Source organism: Tenacibaculum sp. A30 (assembly GCF_051200845.1).
Taxonomy (GTDB): domain Bacteria; phylum Bacteroidota; class Bacteroidia; order Flavobacteriales; family Flavobacteriaceae; genus Polaribacter.
In genome coordinates, this window is the sequence record NZ_CP195160.1 from 119554 (window position 1) to 136462 (window position 16909).

20 protein-coding genes are annotated in these 16909 nt (G+C 30.3%); 5 read left to right on the forward strand and 15 right to left on the reverse strand.

Annotated elements, in window-relative coordinates:
- The first annotated feature begins 4 nt into the window (after positions 1-4).
- On the forward strand, positions 5-1039 hold the full coding sequence (locus tag ACR9ES_RS00545; RefSeq protein WP_435254686.1) for an RluA family pseudouridine synthase: 1035 nt from the start codon (positions 5-7) through the stop codon (positions 1037-1039).
- A 6-nt stretch (positions 1040-1045) separates the two neighbouring features.
- Here the strand turns inward: ACR9ES_RS00545 and ACR9ES_RS00550 are convergent, their stop codons facing one another.
- From ACR9ES_RS00550 to ACR9ES_RS00590, 9 genes are all read right to left on the reverse strand, one after another.
- The gene (locus ACR9ES_RS00550; protein ID WP_435254687.1) at positions 1046-1486 is read right to left on the reverse strand and encodes a thioredoxin family protein; all 441 of its coding nucleotides are present in this window, start codon (positions 1484-1486) and stop codon (positions 1046-1048) included.
- A gap of 33 nt (positions 1487-1519) precedes the next feature.
- On the reverse strand, positions 1520-2407 hold the full coding sequence (locus ACR9ES_RS00555; protein ID WP_435254688.1) for a mechanosensitive ion channel family protein: 888 nt from the start codon (positions 2405-2407) through the stop codon (positions 1520-1522).
- Positions 2408-2422: 15 nt separating this feature from the next.
- Positions 2423-3703: an APC family permease gene (locus ACR9ES_RS00560; protein WP_435254689.1), complete on the reverse strand. Its 1281-nt coding sequence runs from the start codon at positions 3701-3703 to the stop codon at positions 2423-2425.
- A gap of 106 nt (positions 3704-3809) precedes the next feature.
- Positions 3810-6140: an FdhF/YdeP family oxidoreductase gene (locus ACR9ES_RS00565; protein WP_435254690.1), complete on the reverse strand. Its 2331-nt coding sequence runs from the start codon at positions 6138-6140 to the stop codon at positions 3810-3812.
- Positions 6141-6245: 105 nt separating this feature from the next.
- Positions 6246-6686 (reverse strand): hypothetical protein, encoded by a 441-nt coding sequence (locus tag ACR9ES_RS00570; protein WP_435254691.1) that lies wholly within the window; start codon positions 6684-6686, stop codon positions 6246-6248.
- The gene (locus ACR9ES_RS00575; protein ID WP_435254692.1) at positions 6686-7162 is read right to left on the reverse strand and encodes a hypothetical protein; all 477 of its coding nucleotides are present in this window, start codon (positions 7160-7162) and stop codon (positions 6686-6688) included. The genes ACR9ES_RS00570 and ACR9ES_RS00575 overlap by 1 nt, the downstream gene beginning before the upstream one ends.
- Before the next feature lie 138 nt (positions 7163-7300).
- Positions 7301-8296, reverse strand: coding sequence for a metal-dependent hydrolase (locus ACR9ES_RS00580; protein WP_435254693.1), 996 nt, complete (start codon positions 8294-8296; stop codon positions 7301-7303).
- 24 nt (positions 8297-8320) lie between these two features.
- Positions 8321-9118 carry a hypothetical protein gene (locus tag ACR9ES_RS00585; RefSeq protein ID WP_435254694.1) on the reverse strand — a complete coding sequence of 266 codons (798 nt, stop codon included), beginning with the start codon at positions 9116-9118 and terminating at the stop codon, positions 8321-8323.
- A 175-nt stretch (positions 9119-9293) separates the two neighbouring features.
- A complete protein-coding gene (locus ACR9ES_RS00590) occupies positions 9294-9677 on the reverse strand; it encodes a GreA/GreB family elongation factor (protein WP_299002247.1) in 384 nt (127 codons plus the stop codon).
- Positions 9678-10226: 549 nt separating this feature from the next.
- Between ACR9ES_RS00590 and ACR9ES_RS00595 the strand changes: the two genes are divergently transcribed.
- The 4 genes from ACR9ES_RS00595 (at position 10227) to ACR9ES_RS00610 (ending at position 12498) form a co-directional block, all read left to right on the forward strand.
- A complete protein-coding gene (locus tag ACR9ES_RS00595; RefSeq protein WP_408035449.1) occupies positions 10227-10712 on the forward strand; it encodes a hypothetical protein in 486 nt (161 codons plus the stop codon).
- A gap of 320 nt (positions 10713-11032) precedes the next feature.
- Positions 11033-11254 (forward strand): type II toxin-antitoxin system Y4mF family antitoxin, encoded by a 222-nt coding sequence (locus tag ACR9ES_RS00600; RefSeq protein ID WP_173360303.1) that lies wholly within the window; start codon positions 11033-11035, stop codon positions 11252-11254.
- Positions 11241-11573, forward strand: coding sequence for a HipA N-terminal domain-containing protein (locus ACR9ES_RS00605; protein ID WP_435254695.1), 333 nt, complete (start codon positions 11241-11243; stop codon positions 11571-11573). The genes ACR9ES_RS00600 and ACR9ES_RS00605 overlap by 14 nt, the downstream gene beginning before the upstream one ends.
- Positions 11566-12498 (forward strand): HipA domain-containing protein, encoded by a 933-nt coding sequence (locus ACR9ES_RS00610; protein ID WP_435254696.1) that lies wholly within the window; start codon positions 11566-11568, stop codon positions 12496-12498. The genes ACR9ES_RS00605 and ACR9ES_RS00610 overlap by 8 nt, the downstream gene beginning before the upstream one ends.
- Positions 12499-12531: 33 nt before the next feature.
- On the opposite strand, the gene ACR9ES_RS00615 is transcribed toward ACR9ES_RS00610, so the two are convergent.
- From ACR9ES_RS00615 to ACR9ES_RS00640, 6 genes are all read right to left on the reverse strand, one after another.
- Positions 12532-13092: a hypothetical protein gene (locus ACR9ES_RS00615; RefSeq protein WP_299002233.1), complete on the reverse strand. Its 561-nt coding sequence runs from the start codon at positions 13090-13092 to the stop codon at positions 12532-12534.
- A gap of 85 nt (positions 13093-13177) precedes the next feature.
- Positions 13178-13741, reverse strand: a complete 564-nt coding sequence (locus ACR9ES_RS00620; RefSeq protein ID WP_299002231.1) for a hypothetical protein — start codon at positions 13739-13741, stop codon at positions 13178-13180.
- A gap of 1 nt (position 13742) precedes the next feature.
- On the reverse strand, positions 13743-14648 hold the full coding sequence (locus tag ACR9ES_RS00625; RefSeq protein ID WP_435254697.1) for a helix-turn-helix transcriptional regulator: 906 nt from the start codon (positions 14646-14648) through the stop codon (positions 13743-13745).
- A gap of 3 nt (positions 14649-14651) precedes the next feature.
- On the reverse strand, positions 14652-15821 hold the full coding sequence (locus tag ACR9ES_RS00630; protein WP_435254698.1) for a PD-(D/E)XK nuclease family protein: 1170 nt from the start codon (positions 15819-15821) through the stop codon (positions 14652-14654).
- Complete coding sequence (locus tag ACR9ES_RS00635) at positions 15821-16405, reverse strand: YqiA/YcfP family alpha/beta fold hydrolase (RefSeq protein WP_435254699.1); 585 nt, start codon at positions 16403-16405, stop codon at positions 15821-15823. The genes ACR9ES_RS00630 and ACR9ES_RS00635 overlap by 1 nt, the downstream gene beginning before the upstream one ends.
- Positions 16392-16865, reverse strand: a complete 474-nt coding sequence (locus ACR9ES_RS00640; RefSeq protein ID WP_435254700.1) for a 5' nucleotidase, NT5C type — start codon at positions 16863-16865, stop codon at positions 16392-16394. The genes ACR9ES_RS00635 and ACR9ES_RS00640 overlap by 14 nt, the downstream gene beginning before the upstream one ends.
- Positions 16866-16909 lie beyond the last annotated feature (44 nt).

Sequence of the window (16909 nt, forward strand, 5' to 3'; positions counted from 1 at the left end):
ATTGATGCAGGAAGAGACGACTCCAGATTTTGAGAATGATGATTTATACGAACACCATCGGTTTGTAGCTACTGATGGTCAAGTACCCTTACGAGTAGATAAGTTTTTAATGAATTTTATTGAAAATGCTACTCGAAATAAAATACAACAAGCAGCCAAAGCAGGAAATGTGTTGGTAAATGATGTTGTAGTAAAACCAAACTACAAAGTAAAACCAAAAGATGTGGTTAGAGTGGTGTTAACCTATCCACCACATGAAAATTTATTGGTTGCTGAAGATATTCCGATTGATATCGTGTATGAAGATGACGAGGTAATTGTTGTAAACAAACCTGCAGGTATGGTAGTACATCCAGGTCATGGAAATTATTCAGGAACTTTAGTAAATGGGTTAATTCACCATATAGAAAATTTACCTAAAAACTCGAATGAACGTCCAGGTTTGGTACACCGTATTGATAAAGATACTAGCGGATTGTTAGTTGTTGCAAAAACTGAATATGCAATGGCGCATTTATCGAAACAGTTTTTCGATAGAACTACTGAACGTTTGTACTATGCTTTAGTTTGGGGGAATATAGAGGAAGACCAAGGTACTATAGAAGGAAATATAGGGCGTAGTTTTAAAAATCGCCTACAAATGGATGTTTTTCCTGATGGAGAACACGGAAAACATGCGGTAACACATTATAAAGTTATAGAGCGATTAACGTATGTAACTTTGGTACAATGTAAGTTAGAAACGGGTAGAACCCATCAAATTAGAGCTCATTTTAAACATATAGGACATACCTTATTTAATGATGAGCGTTATGGAGGCGATACCATTTTAAAAGGAACTACATTTACTAAGTATAAACAGTTTGTTGAGAACTGTTTTAAGGTTTTACCAAGACAAGCGTTGCATGCAAAAACATTAGGGTTTACACATCCAACTACAGGAGAGTTTTTACAATTTAACTCTGAAATCCCTGAGGATATTGAAGCATGTTTGGCAAAATGGCGTACCTATTCTGAAAATTCTAAATTAGAAGAATAAAAAATATTATTCAGAAGCTTTATAGAAAGAATTTATTTTTTCTATCAAAGCTTCTGGAGATTTTATATAAGCAAAGAAGTTTGCAATTTCTTCCCCATTTTTAATAATGATAAAACGAGGAACAGATTTAGTATTAAAACGTTTTTTAGCATCATTAAAATATTGCAATTCTTTTGTTTTAGTCTCATCTAAATCATTATAGACTTTAACCATAATGAATTTCTTAGCGTATTCTTGGAATTTTTCTGTACTGTAAGCATATTTTTCCACAGCTCTACAAGGAACACATTTTTTCTCTCCTAAATAAATAAAAACCTCTTGATTTTTTTCTTTACCTAAAGCAATAGCCTTGTCTATATCATTACTCCAATTAATTTTACTTTCAAGTTCTTGAGAGAATATAGAAACAGAGGTTAGTATAAATAATAAAAAGGTTAAGTTTTTCATAGCTAGAGTTTTTTTAAGTTTTAAAAATACTATTTATTTTTTTGAGTTAATATTTATATCCTTATCAAATAAGTTTACACCACCTTTTACTCCAAAGTCAAGGGTGGTTACTGGATAAGCAATGGAAATGTTTTCTTGTTCAAAACGTTTTTTAATACGCATAATAACATCGTTCATTCCTTTACAGAAATCATCATTAGATTCAAACTTAACCCAATAACGAAGCATAAAATCGTAAGTAGAACCACCAATATCAGTAAAATAAAAATCGATACCTTCTTCTGGAAGATATTCTTCTATTTTTTTAACTTCATCTAAAGCAACTGATCTAACGTGTTCTAAATCGTCACCATACGAAACTCCACTTCTTAAAATGATACGTCGTTTTCCCCAAGTAGAATAATTGGTAAAAGTGCCATTGTAAATAATTTGGTTGGGTACAAAAACTTCCTGACCTGGTACCGTTTTTATTTTAGTTGTAAGCCAGCTAATATCTAACACAACACCATATTTTCCATCAATCTCAACCCAATCTCCAACTTTATAAGGGCGTTGTAAATCAACCAAAAGTCCAGAAAACATATTAGAAGCGATGTCTTTTAAAGCAAAACCAGCAATAATACCCACAACACCAGCCCCAGCTAGTAGTTTTTCGAACGGTTTGTCTAAACCTAAGATATGTAACGCTAATAAAACACCTGTAGCAAAAAATAGTACATAAAATAATGACGCTATGATCCTTTCAATATTCAGGTAGTTTTCTTTAAAAGCTTTTCGGTATACATTAATGCATATTTTTTTAGCTCCACTAGCTACAAGCGAAAAAAGAATAATTATAATTAAAGCTAATACAACTTTTGGTATATGCTCTAAAACATTTTGTTGAAATTCTTTCCAAATTTGAGTGATGTTATCAACCATTTTATCTATAGTTTTTTAGCTTTTTGTTTCACTTTTCTTATAAAACCATTCAATAATAAAACAAAGGAGAATAATTCCAAGAGAAACAAAAACTCCAACTAGATTGGATTGAAGTTGTTGTTTTATTAGAATAAATAAGGCGATTACACATAACAAACAACCTAAAAAAGGAATTACTTTATTACTACCAGTTTCTTTTGAGAGTTTAAAGCCTACATAATTTACAATTCCAAAAATTAAAATGAATCCAACACTCCCGGCAGTAGAAATACTTTCAAGATTTAAAGTATTTACAAGTACAAGTGTAGCAATAGCAGTAATTAATAAACCGATAGGTTGATTCCAGAATTTAGATAAAAAATGGTGAGGTAATTCATCGTCTTCAGCAATTTCATAATTTACTTTACTACCTCCGTACAAAGAAGCATTAATTGCAGAAAAAGTAGAAATTAAAGCAGCAATGGTTATGATGGTGAAACCGAGTTGTCCTAACATAGGTTTTGCAGCTTCTGCCAGTACATAATCTTGAGCTTTTGCAATTTGATTGAAAGGTAATGATCCAACCGTAACCAAAGCAATAATGATATACAGAAAAATGACAAATATGACAGAATAATAATAGGCTTTTGAAATATTTTTCTCGGGATTTAGAATATCAGGAGCGGCATTAGCAATTAATTCAAAACCTTCGTAAGCAACGAAAATAACCATTCCACCAGCAAATAGTTTGATAGGGTTTTCCCAGTTACTAATGGATAGTTGTGCTATATTAGGATTCCCTATGAGTCCATAGGCACCAATAGCAATAAAACCAATAAGAATTATAAGTTTTATAACTACCGCGTATGATTCAATTTTTCCTACTACAGCAATACTGTAATAGTTAATAGCTGTAGCTATAATAATAATAGCACTGGCGTATATATGAAAGTTGATCGTTTTATTTTGTGTTATTTCCCATAGGTTAGGAGCATAAGAGCCAAAAGCCGAGGCATATAAGGAAAGCATTACAATATAACTTACCCATAAAAGGTTGTTGATAGCTCCGCTAAAAATTGTTTTTCCAAAACCTTGATTGATGAATTTTACGGTTCCTCCTCTGTCTGGATACTTTTTTGACAAATGTACATAGCTATAAGAAGTTATAAGTGCGAGAATACCAGCAAGTAAAAAAGCAATTGGAGTTCCTCCTTTGGCAAGTAAAACGGCAAGACCTAAAACGGCAAAAATACCACCGCCAACCATACCTCCAATACCTATAGATATGGCTTCTTTTAATCCTATTTTTTTAGACATAGTACTGTATTAGTTGATGTAACAGTTACTAAAATAGCTATTATTTTGAGAAAACCTTGCATAAAAGCAAGGTTTTAAGTTAGTTAAGAAGTGGTTGGTGGCTTTTCTAATTAGTTAGATTATCAGGGTTGTGTCTTTTAATCTTAATCTTAACATGCTTAGAAGCTGGCATGTTACTTCCTGCTACTACATTGTGAATAGATACCAATACATTAGTTTCAGGGAAATACGTAACTGTATTTTTTTCAGGAATAGGATATTCAACAATAATGAAAAGTGGAGCAACACGCTCGGTATTATTGTCATAGTTGAATAAATCTACTTTATCACCTGCTTTAAATCCTGCTTTTTCTATATCTTTTTTATTCATAAAAATTACACGACGCTCGTTATATACTCCGCGGTAGCGATCATCTAATCCGTAAATAGTGGTGTTAAATTGATCGTGTGTTCTTACAGTAGCCATTAAATATTCATCGTCGGCAAGTGTGTTTTGAGGTAATTTAGTTATAGAAAACGGAACACGGTTACCAAACTCTTTTGTTTTAAAGCTTCCTTCACGAGCACCGTTAGGTAGGTAGAACCCACCTTTTTGTTTTACACGAACATTGTAGTTTTCAAAACCAGGAATACATTTTTCAATATCATCTCTTACAGCATCATAACTGTTCATGTAACGATTCCAATCAACCACACTTTTGTTTCCTAAAGTAGCTTTTGCCATTTTACAAACGATATGAGTTTCGTTGATTAGTTTATCTGAAATTGGCTGTAACATTCCTCTTGACCATTCTACAATTCCCATTGCATTTTCGGTACTTACATGTTGCAATTCACCATTTATAATATCTGTTTCACTTCGGGAAATTGTAGGTAAAATTATAGATTCTTTACCGTGAATTAAATGGGTCCTATTAAGTTTAGTAGAAACAGAAACAGATAGGTCCAGTTGTCTTAATCCGTTTGCTGTATAAGTTGTATCAGGAGTAGCTGATAAGAAATTTCCACCCATACTAAAGTGTACTTTTATTTTTCCTTCATTCATTGCTTTTATGGTATCAACCACATCATAACCGTTTTCTCTTGGCGGGTTAAAACCAAAAACTTCTTCAAGTTTATCTAGTTGTTCTTGCGAAGGGTGATTATTGATCAACATTGTTCTGTTTCCTTGCACGTTACTATGTCCGCGAACAGGACAAGAACCGGCTCCAGGTTTACCGATACTTCCTTTTAGGAATAAAAGGTTTAAAACTTCTTTTAAAATATCAACTCCGTTAGGTTGTTGGGTAAGTCCCATTCCCCAGCAAATAATAATTCTATTTTTATAAGCTAACATTTCTGCAGCTTTACGGATATCTTCTAATGAAACACCAGAAGCTTTTGCTAGCTCTTCAAGGTTATAGTTTTCTATTTGTTTGATTAGTTCTTCATAACCAACCGTTTTATTTTTAATAAAATCTTGATCAAAAACTTTTCCAGGGGTTTCCTTTTCAAAAAATAATAGTAATTTTTCAATTGCTTTTAGAAGGGCTAAATCTCCGTTGATTTTTACAGGAAGATACAAATCTGCGAGTTGAACCCCTTTTCCTAAAATACCATTTACTTTTTGAGGATCTTTAAAGCCCATTAAACCTGCTTCAGGAAGCGGATTAACAGCGATGATTTTAGCTCCGTTCTTTTTCCCTTTTTCAAGAGCACTCAACATTCGTGGTGAGTTTGTTCCAGGGTTTTGCCCGATAATTATTACAATATCAGTATCGTAAAAATCGTTTAAAGTAGCAGTTCCTTTTCCAATACCTGTTGTTTGAGCTAAGGCAAAACCAGAGGTTTCATGGCACATGTTAGAGCAATCAGGAAAGTTGTTGGTTCCGAATTCGCGAACAAAAAGTTGATAAACAAATGAAGCTTCATTACTTGTTCTTCCTGAAGTGTAAAAAGCTGCGTTATTAGGAGATTCTAATTTGTTTAAGTGTTCGGCAATTTTGCTAAAAGCATTATCCCAAGTTATAGGCTCGTAGTGGGTACTGCCTTTAGGAAGGTACATAGGTTCAGAAAGGCGACCTAAATGCCCAATTTCATAATCAGTTAGTTGAGATAAATCATACACAGAATTTTGTTTGAAAAAATCTGCAGTAATTCTTTTACTAGTGGCTTCTTCAGCTAAAGCTTTGGCACCGTTTTCACAGTATTCAGCAATAGGAGAACGTTCATCATCTGGATCAGGCCAACCACAACTAGGACAATCAAAACCATCAAATTGATTCATTTTAAACAAGGCTTTGCCTCCTCTGGTTAACGTTTTATCGTTAAGAAGACTTTTTATAGAGTGTACTACAGCAGGGATACCGGCAGCCCAATCTTTTGGTTTACCAGTTCTTAGACTTAATAACTTATACGGTGGTTCAGCAGAAGCTTGTTTTTTAGGTTTATTCTCCATGATTTTTCTCTAATCTTAAGAAGATAAAGTTAAGAAAAAATAAAGGAGATTGTAGTAGGTTGAGTGGTTTTGTGTTTTGTTTGAAAAATGTAACCTATAATAGAATTAGCTTTTAAGAACTACTTTTTTAAGTAGTTTCTTTTTCTTTTTAGAGGCTTTTGAAAGTCGGATAAGATTGTTTATTCCAATAACAACTAAGATAGAAATACAAGCAGCTGTTCCTAATGCGCCTCCATAACCATTAAAAAAATCAGGACTAACCGTATATATGAATCCGAAAACTATTCCAGCGAAAATAATTGAAATATAGTTTCGAGTAAGCTTCCCAGAAGTCATTCCAACAAAAGAAGCACCAAAAAATACCCAAGGAATTTGGTTGGTTATATCTTTTGGAAATAACTCAGGAAAAAGGAAGCATACACCAGCGACAATAAGAGTTAATAGGGCAGAAGCTCTTACAGGACCTTGGTTGTATTTTGTGCTTACTAAAAAGGTTAAAAAAGCTCCGAGTATGCTTGTTAAATATATTGATATAGTAGTTAGCATTATGATAGAATTAACAATAATAATGATGAGATAACAACGCTACCAAAAGCAAGAGTACCTAATTTACCGCCAACTCCATGAAACAGATTTTTTGAAAACATGTAAAAGATACCAGCTATCATACCCGCAATAATTATAAAACTATAATCAATTGCAACGTGTTTTTGCGACATTCCTACAAAACAACCACAGTACATGGCATTAGGAATATTTTGTAAAACCTTAGATTTTTTATTCAAGTTGGGTAAAAAGGAAGCAATAGTTCCGGTAAGTGCTGCAGCTAAAACAGAATTCAAAGGAGTAAAAAGATGCAAATAACTTGTAAGTAGCGCACCAGCGATAACAAAAATCATTACATAGAAAGGCTCAAAATCTACTTCTTTAATTTTAAAGAACTTTATGTAGGTGTAAATTATGAGTGCAGTAATAAGTGTTGTTAACGATATTACGGCAAAAACATTTTTGTGTTCTAGCAATAACGCAGTAATAAATGCGAATTGAGTAAGAGCTAAAAAGATGATTGAAAAAAAGTGAAAATATTTTTGTCTCAAACCTGAGTAACGCTGCTTTTAAAATAGAGTTGCAAATTTACGACATATACAGCGATTTCTCAATTAATTTCCTTGAATTCTAACCCAAAGATCATTTACGAGTTCTTTGGCTTTTTCTCTGTTTCTAGGAACCTCATCAATAACCACTTTATTATCTTCTTCAGTTATTTTAAAACTAAAAGCAAATTGTTGAAAATTCGGAGCTACACTAAGCAGTCCGAAGCGTAAATCATTTAAATAAAGAGTATTGTTTTTTTCTGAAATTGTATACCAACCTTTGGTAATTTTTATAAGTCGTTTTACAGAAACATCATCTTTATAATCACCTAGTAAATTATGATTTTTAGGGTAGGAGTAAAACTCAATCGGTTTGGTGTCAAAAAAAGAATAATAACCTATTAAATAAGCATCGTCAGTTTCTACATTCGCAGACCATAAAACAGTGTTAAAAGGTGTAGGTTTGGTTTCTATTTCTTTATAAACTATTCCTTGTTCTTTTAAAGCATGCGCAAATTTAGTATAAGTGATTCCTTTGATAACAATAGTAATTACCATGTAAGAACTACTAATAATCAGTCCTAAATTGTTGTATTTCCTTCTTTTTGCTGTTCCTTTACGCTGAAACATTGCCATTAACAGGAACACTAAGAAAGGCAATGTGTATAGAGGATCAATCACAAAAATGTTTTTAAAAGCCAATCGAATATCGAGAGGCCAAAAAAGTTGAGTTCCCCAAGTGGTATGTGCATCTAGAATTGGATGTGTAATAAATCCCCAAAACATGAGTAGTGCCCATTCTTTTGTGGAGGCTTTTTTCTCATACAAGGAAATGAACCAACCGAAAATCCACCCAAAAATGATTGCAAAAAAAACAGAATGCGTAAAACCTCTGTGTATTTCTAGAGCAGTAACAGTATCGAAAAGTTTTCCAACATATACATCTAAATCAGGAATTGTACCAGCAATAGCACCATAAAACATTGCTTTATTACCAACTTTTTTCCCTAATACAGCCTCTCCAACTGCCGCTCCAAGAACAATTTGTGTAAGTGAATCCATAAAGCAAAAATACTTATAAAACTATTAGTAAATAGAGCTATAATATTCATCAACCCATTCTTTAGGATACTTTTTGTATAAGTCTTTAAGAAGTAGTTTGTTAGCTTCGGTGTTAGAGAAATCTTTATAGAAACTACCAAGAACCCAAACAGTTTCTCTAGGTAAATCAGCGTTATGATATTCTAAAAGAACTTGTTTTGAAGTTTTTGAAGAATCTACCAACAACAATACCAAGGCACCTGCTGTTTCAAAATTGAATTTATTAAAGAAAGGAGTTATTTTTTGAGCTCTTCTTAAAAGCATAGGATTTTCTAAGAAAAGAGAAGCTTTTAACTTTCTTCGTAAACTAGGGTAACTTGTATAAGAGTTAACTTTGATAACAAACTTTAAATTTTCTAAAAACTCATTATACTTTGTGTTGTGTAGGTTTTCTATGTCATTTAGTGAGTTCACGCCAAAGAGTAAATATACCGTACTAGGTCTTAAAATATTAATATTATATCCCTCACCAAGAGATGATAGTGTTTTTTCAATTCCTTTTAAAAAGAAGGGATAATTGTTTTCTTTTACTTTTACTATAACTCCCAACCTAGAGGCGTGAAAATAGGCATCAATTATTTTTTGTTTGTCAATTCCTTTTAGGGCTTTTGTCAATGTTGCGTTAATATCATAATGACGAGAAGGATAAAATTTACCTTGAAATTTATGGTGTAAAGCTTCGTTTTCACTTTCGATAAAAAGATCAATAATTTTACTTGTAGTAAGTTTTCCTACGGATTGATATTTTTTTTCTTGCAATTTTATTTTTTTGTCTTTTTCCATGAATATAAATTGAGTCTAGGACTAGTAAAATTATAAACTCCGTCGAAATGATAATAATCTGTTTTATAAGCGTAATTAACCGTTATAAATTTGAAGATTTTAAGCTAATTTGAAGTTGTAATCAAAACAAGGAGTTTGCTTAAAAACTCCTTGTTGAGGTAATAGATTTTTAGATTTAAAGCTGCTCGAAAGGAGTTACTTTTAAAATTTCAACTTTTTTATTTCCTTTTTTAAAAGGCCAGTCAATAATATCACCTTCTTTATAGCCAACAGTGGCTAAAGCCATATCTGAAAGGATTGAAAATTTTCTTTTTTGAAGTTTAGTTTTATTTGTAGAAACAAAAATGTATTCTTTTTCTTGTTGGTCTGAATGGTCTAAAATTAAGACTCTTCTGTTTACGGTAACTACATCATCAGGAAGTTCTCTTCGTCTTACTTGTTTTGCGCCTTTTAGTTCTGCTAGTAAGCGGTTTTCTTCTTCAAGAGTTACTTTTTTTCTTCTAACGTGGTCTTTTATAAGATCGTATATACCTGTGGTTACTATAATATTTTTTGTCATTATTTTATAATTATTGATGAATAGAAATAAACCATCGCTAGGTATTAAAAAACACCTAGGATTTAGTTTAAATTAATTAAAACTAAAGTTGTCCCTACCTTTAAAATGGGTAGGGCTTAAATAATAAACTCTTTAGAATTTTTTAAAAATATATCATCAAGCAGGTAACGCAACGAAGCTATTAGCTTTTGCGCAAAGTTTTTTTGAAATGTAAATATTGCAGTCATGTATCATTTACACTTAGAGAATACAAATTTACTGCTTATTTATTGAATTAAAAAGTGGTATTCAAACTCCCTAATTTTCTTTGTTTTTAAAGAGAATGTGAGGTTGTTTAAAAAGAGATGATTTTATAAAACTGAAAACAGCTGTCTTTTTAATTAAAGGAAAATAAATTTTACTTCCCGATACAGAAAGTAATATGCCTAGTAAAATTAATGGTTTTAGCTTTATGAAGCGGAGTAAAGGTGGAAGATTTTGTTTTCTTTTGATTGATTTTTGAAGATACTTCTTATTCAAAAATTTGTATCTTAACCCTAAAAAAATAAAATGCTAAACCAGTTTCACTTTGAAGAATTTATAGAGAATAGAGAGATGCACATGGATTATTATACCGTAATGGAACAGTATAATGAAACAGAATTGTTAAATGAGATTTTACATTTTATGGATATAGCTTTTCCTGAATGGAAATCAAATAAAGGAATAGGAACTTGGGCAGGAGAATTCGTACTGTCAATTATTGAAAACAATGAATATTTAGATGATAGAGATGAATATACATTTAAAGAAATGTTGACTAATTTATATATAGAATTAGCTGATAGGTATTCGGATATGCAAGTAGAATATAGTTTTGCTTTTGATGACAGACTTATAAGTCAGTTTAATTTTGATAAAGAATTTGAATTAAAGGAAAATGAACATTTATCTTTTGAAGAGTATTCGGTTTTTTATGATATGCTATTTTTAGAATATAAAAATGAAAAGCTAGAAAAAGTTACTTACAATTTTAAAGATGATTTAATTTATTAATTACTATTTCTTTTTGGTAATTTATAAGTTAACAATTATAATATTAGTTTTCTCTTTTATTACATAATAGATAAATTATTTAATACTGTTGCACAAGCTTCATTTTCTTCACAATCATAGATAAACTCAATGAAACCAAGTGATTGTTGTGTTGTTTTTGTGCAAAGTTTGTGCAAGGTTTTGCACAACTAACCAATTTTTAATAAGTTGATTCTATTTTATTGTATGCTTTTGCATATAATAATTCGTTTTTGTTTATTTTTATATGTTATTACATATAATTTAGTATATTTGGATATAATTATATTCAATTACATATAATGAACAGTTTGTCAGAGTTTGTTAAAGAACGCAGAAAAGAAGTCGATTTAACCCAAGAAGAGTTTGCTGAAAGAGCAGGAGTTGCGCTAACAGTTATTCGTAAAATAGAGCAAGGAAAAACAAATTTAAACCTTGAAAAAGTAAATCAAGTTTTAAAAATGTTTGGTCATGTTTTAATGCCAGTAAGTCTAAAAGAAATAAAAGATAATGAGGCAAGCTAAAATTTTTTATGATAGTATTTTTTGTGGAGTTTTAACCGAAACTAATGATGGAGATTTTACATTTCAATATCAAGAAGATTATGTAAAGAATTATCCTAATCAGTTTATAACGTTTACAATTCCAGTAACCAATAAAATATATAAAGAGAATCGATTGTTTCCTTTTTTTGAGGGGTTGATTCCTGAAGGATGGCTGTTAGATATTGCTTCTAAAAACTGGAAGATAAATAAAAATGATAGAATGGGGTTGTTATTGGCTTGCTGCCATAATTGTATAGGAGCTGTAAGTGTTGAACCAATAGAGGATGACAATGAGTAAATGTTTGTATTGTTATAAAGAAGTAAGTGAGGGAGAAGACTTTCATTTAAAATGTAGTAAAGAGTTTTTTGGTAGTGATCAACCCCCTAAAATAACTTATACTTTAGATGAAATGTCTGATTTAGCTAAAGCTGTAGTTGAAAGAAGTGTTTCTGTTCCTGGTGTTCAGCCTAAACTATCAATGTCAATTCTTAACGAAAATAGTGTTGATAAACGATTAACAGTTGTCGGTGCTTTAGGAGGAAACTATATTTTTAAACCACCTTCGTTAGATTACCCTGAAATGCCAGAAAATGAACACGTAACAATGAAAATGGCAACATTATTTAATATAGATGTTGTTCCGCATTCTTTGATACGATTAGCTTCAGGAGAATTATCATATATAACTAAAAGAATTGATAGAGGAGTAAGTGGCGATAAAATCCACATGATTGATATGTTTCAAATTACAGAAGCATTTGATAAGTATAAAGGCTCTATGGAACGTGTTGCTAAAGCAGTAAATAACTATGCAGAAAATACACTTTTAGATAAACTTCGTTTATTTGAATTAACAATTTTTTCTTACATAACAGGAAATAATGATATGCACTTAAAAAACTTTTCAATGATTAAAACCGCCTATGGTTGGGCGTTATCTCCTGCGTATGATTTATTAAATGTTTCTATTGCAAATCCTGATGATACTGAAGAGCTAGCATTAACGATAGCAGGAAAAAAGAAAAAATTGTCAAAACAGCACTTTGTAGATTTTGGACTTAGTTTAGAGCTTAATGAAAAACAAATTAAAGGAGTTTTTAAACGATTTAAAAAGTTATTACCAAAAGCAGTAGTGCTTATTAATAGCTCATTTTTATCTAAAGAAATGCAAGAGAAGTATAACAGTGTATTAAAAACTAAATCAGATATACTCTTAAGTTAAAAAGACAGATTGTATAATAAATGAAATATGTAGTTAAATAATTACAATTTCCCGATGCCTAATTAAATAATCGTCTTTTACTTTTTCAAAGTTTTTGTTTTGATAAGAAGTATTGACAAGTAATGGTTTTTCAGTAAATACAGAGTTTAAGAGTGTAAAGGTTACATTGTCTATATCAAAACTACTAGAATCAAATTTATAGGTGCCGATGCATCCTGTAACTAGTTCTTTTAGATAAATTCCTTTATCAAAAAAACTAATTGGAGCATTTAAATTTTCAACATTATATAATGGGAAAAGAGTAGTAGAATTTAGAAGTTCGTTAAATGGAATTTTCGCTATTTTTTTTCTTTCAAACCAAACTTCAATTTTCCAAGGCGAGAGAGGAAGTAGCCCTCCAAATGAATCTACTATAAGATCATCTATCGATTGTACATCCGAATGTAATTTATAAAAAAAGTATGCGTCTAATAAAGCTTCTTTTAGAGGAAGCTTCATTTTAGCAGCAATTAATTTATAGGTCTCTATTGAAGCTTTACTAGATTCTAAATAATGTACAAAACACCCTTCTCCAAATAATTTTAAAGTAATCATCTATTGAATTACATATATTTTTAACCGGATAAATTATAATGAAGCTATGTCGAAGTGTGTCGTAGTAAAAAAAGAAATAAATATTTTAATGTTTGCATAAAATAGGAAAACCGTTTTCGGCTCTCCAAGCATTTTCTATGGCGGTTCTACCAATGTTTTTAAGAATTAAATTTCTAATAACGCTTTTATCTATTTCAGGGATTTTTAGATTGTCAATCATTTCTGTAGTGAAATAACGAACTGTTATAGTGTGATTTTGTAGAATAGGGTAGGCGTTAATTCCTAAAGCACCAGTACCATCATTTTGTAAGTAAAAATGATTTCGCAATCTACTTACTATTTTTTTGGCGTGTCCATTATAAAAGTATGTTTTATTGATTAACTCTTCATGGAAAATCTTTTTATTATTACCTGCTGTTTTATAGAATAAAGATCCTTTCTTTTGTTGGTTTTCAGGATGTAGTTTTGATAAGTTAATAAGGTCTAAGTCAGTTTTTATCCAATACCAGCCTTCTACATTTTTTAAATTCCTTTCAGCCTCATCTATCAACCAGTTTTTTGTAAAAATTTCTTTTTTGTAAATGCTTTTTGTTATCTCAATTTTGAGAGTATTATTGTAAATAATTTTTGCAATTTCTGAAAGATTCATATTAGTTATAATTGTTAAGGGTTTTGGTTAAAACTTGTTTCATTTCATCTCTTAATGCTATAGGTTTTAAAACTTCTACTTGGTCAATAAGCATTAAAAGACGTTGTTTAAGTTCGTAGTTTATTTTTATCCAAAGTCTAATGGTTAATTCTTTATCATTATCAATGAGGATTTCTTGAGAGTGATGTAACGGGAGAGTTTTAATGTATTTACCTTGAAAAGGAGTAAATTTTAACACAACTTCTTGAATGTTTTCTTCAGGATAGATAACTCCAATTATTGAAGAAAATAAACTTTGAGGATGAAGTTCTTGATTTCTAACAAACACTTCAGTTGTTAGTGTTATGTTAGATATTCTATCAATACCAAATGTTCTAAAGTTAGTGTTGTCTTTTTCTTGTAAACCTATAACGTACCAACGATTGAGGTATTCTTTGAGTAGGTACGGATAGAGCTTTCTTTCCTTGTAGTTACCTTGATCGAAGTTATAGTGAGTAAACGTAACTACTTTTTGTTCTTTTATTGCTTGAAGTAATATTTTTAGATTGCTAATTCCTTTTAGAGTCCCATCATTATCAAAAGAGATGTATTCAAGTGTTTTTTTACTGTCTTTAATACTTTCAGTAATTAATTCAGCAGTATTGGCAATTTCTAAGAAGCGTAAAAAAGAATTGAATTGAATACTGCTTTCTTTGTCAATAAAATATCCTTTTTTTTCTTGGTCATAAATTATTTCAATACCAAACTCATCTCTAATTTGTTCTATATTACGTTGCAACGTTCTTTTAGATATTTCAAATCCATGATCAAACAAATAGGTTTCAATTTCTTTAAGAGTAGGGTATAAGCCTCTATTAATTCTTTCAATAATTAACGTATAGCGTTTTATCGTTCCTTGTCTAGACATTTTCTATAGGTTTTCATCTATTAATTTTTTTGATTTTTGAATGATAGAAAATATTTTGTTTGTGTCTGAAATCTTTAATTTTCTATCCATTTCCTGAGTAAGACAATAGGCATTTCTCGATTTTGAGTTTTTGAGTTCTACACCTAAATTTTCCGCGAGATGTGATATTTTTTCTCTAGGTTTCTTTGTTGTTTTATCAAAGCGGAATATTATCTTCACCACATCTCTTCTTATTGAAGCAGTAAAAATTTCTATAATAATTCCTTTATAAGGTATATTTAATTTAGGAAATCGAGGGCTGCTTAAATCTATTTTAGAAATATTTAGATCACTATCTAAAGTTAAAAGGTTATCCCTTAAATTATTTAGTTTTTCATTAATATTTGTTTCTTCATTTAGTTCAATAAAACGGTTAGTATAACTACCATCATTTTTACCTCTTTCTTTCTTTTCTTCTTTTATAGATTTAAAATTGTTATTAATGAATTGGATAAATGCTTTGATGGTATGTTTTGAATACTCATTTAAAGGATCAATTTTATAGTTAGCTTCTTTGATTAATATTTCTTGAAGTAATTTTTTTATAGAATTGTTTTCGTCATCATTATTATTCCAGTGTAAGTGAGTTTTATTTTGAATTTTATTTGTGTTAGTATCAAATTCTTTATTGAATTTAATCGTTTCTGGGGTAATATAAACTGAATGTATATTGTTAAAGTTAAAATCAGGTTTAATCTCAGAAAATTGATCCTTAAAAGCCAAAAATTGATTAGAAAGTTGTCCTTTAGTAGGTTCTCCTTTAATTTTATTTTCTATTAAAAAGACTGATTTGATTTCTTTATTGTTAGAAATGAAGTCAGACATTACAGACATTGATTTACCCTCATTTTTAGTTTCATAGCACACTATGCAAATATCAATAGCTTCTGATTTGTTATTGTTAGTTTCTTTAAATTTTTGTTCAAAAAAAACTTGATAATCATATTGATAAGGTTTGAAATCTGTCTCGTCTGAGGTGTTTTTTTCTGATAAAACTTCTTCTAAAAATAAATTTAAAAATTCATAACCAATACCATGGTCAGCGTTTGGATCTAATAAATACCCTAAAAAAGCTGAAACATTTGTTTCACTAACTGTTCCATGGCCGTTTGCTAAAATTTTAAATATATTCATTATTGATTAAGGTTATTAGTTGTTGTGTTTTCTTTTAAATGTTTTACTACTAAAGATATATCTTGAAATCGGTGATCTTGTTGTTCTTTGAAAATATTTAGCGGTTTTTGTAAAGATAATAAGTCGTTTGTAAATTCTTTATAATCTAAAACTTCATCATTAGTTCCGATATAGAAATTAATTACAGCTAAGGGTACATTTTTAATCTCAGGTTGAACTTCTTTTAACCCTTCTATAAATTCTTTATTCACTTTAAATTTTTCAGATGTTTTAAAGTTTTCTAAAGTTTCACCTAGATGTTTTTTTAACGTGATATATGGCTTATACGATGGATTTATTAAATAGTAATCTTTCTGTTTGAAGAATTGCGAAAGTATTAGTCCGTAATATCCACCAAGAGAAGTTCCAATGATTGATTGTATGCTCTTTTTTTTAATTAAGTTTTCAAGCGTTAAAAGATCTTCTTTGACGTTGTTTTTTAACTGCGGACAAAATACAGTGTATCCTTCATTTTGAAGAGTTGTTACTTTTTTGCCTTTACCACTGTTAAATCCATGTATGTATAAAACATTATTTAAAGCCATCTTGAATGTTTTCTTTATTACATAAATAAGTAATTACATCTATCCAGTTTTCATGCTTGCTCTGTCCAAAATGGATGTGCTCACCTTTAAATTTATCAGCACCATTTGCAAGTCTATCATCTATTAAATAGTCTCCTGAATTTAAGTGCTTATTATGTGATAGAATAAGTCGTTTATATCCAACTTCAGGAAAATATTTTTGAATCCATAACAACTTATCACTCCAAGCAGAAGGGTTTTCCCATGGGGCTGTTGAAAGAAAAAAGACGTCAAAATGTAGAGCCAAAAAGTTCACCGATCTAACAGCGTCCAATTTTGGATTCATTAATGAAAAAATTCCAGGGATTTCATCTTCATTTCCTTGGTATTGTTCTAAAACTCCTTTCTCTATTTTAGGAAAAGCAGAAGGAAAGTCTACAACGACATTATCCATGTCTATAAAAATTATTTTTTTACTCATTCTTAAATGTTTTAGTAAAATATATTATGATGTAACGACAAAGC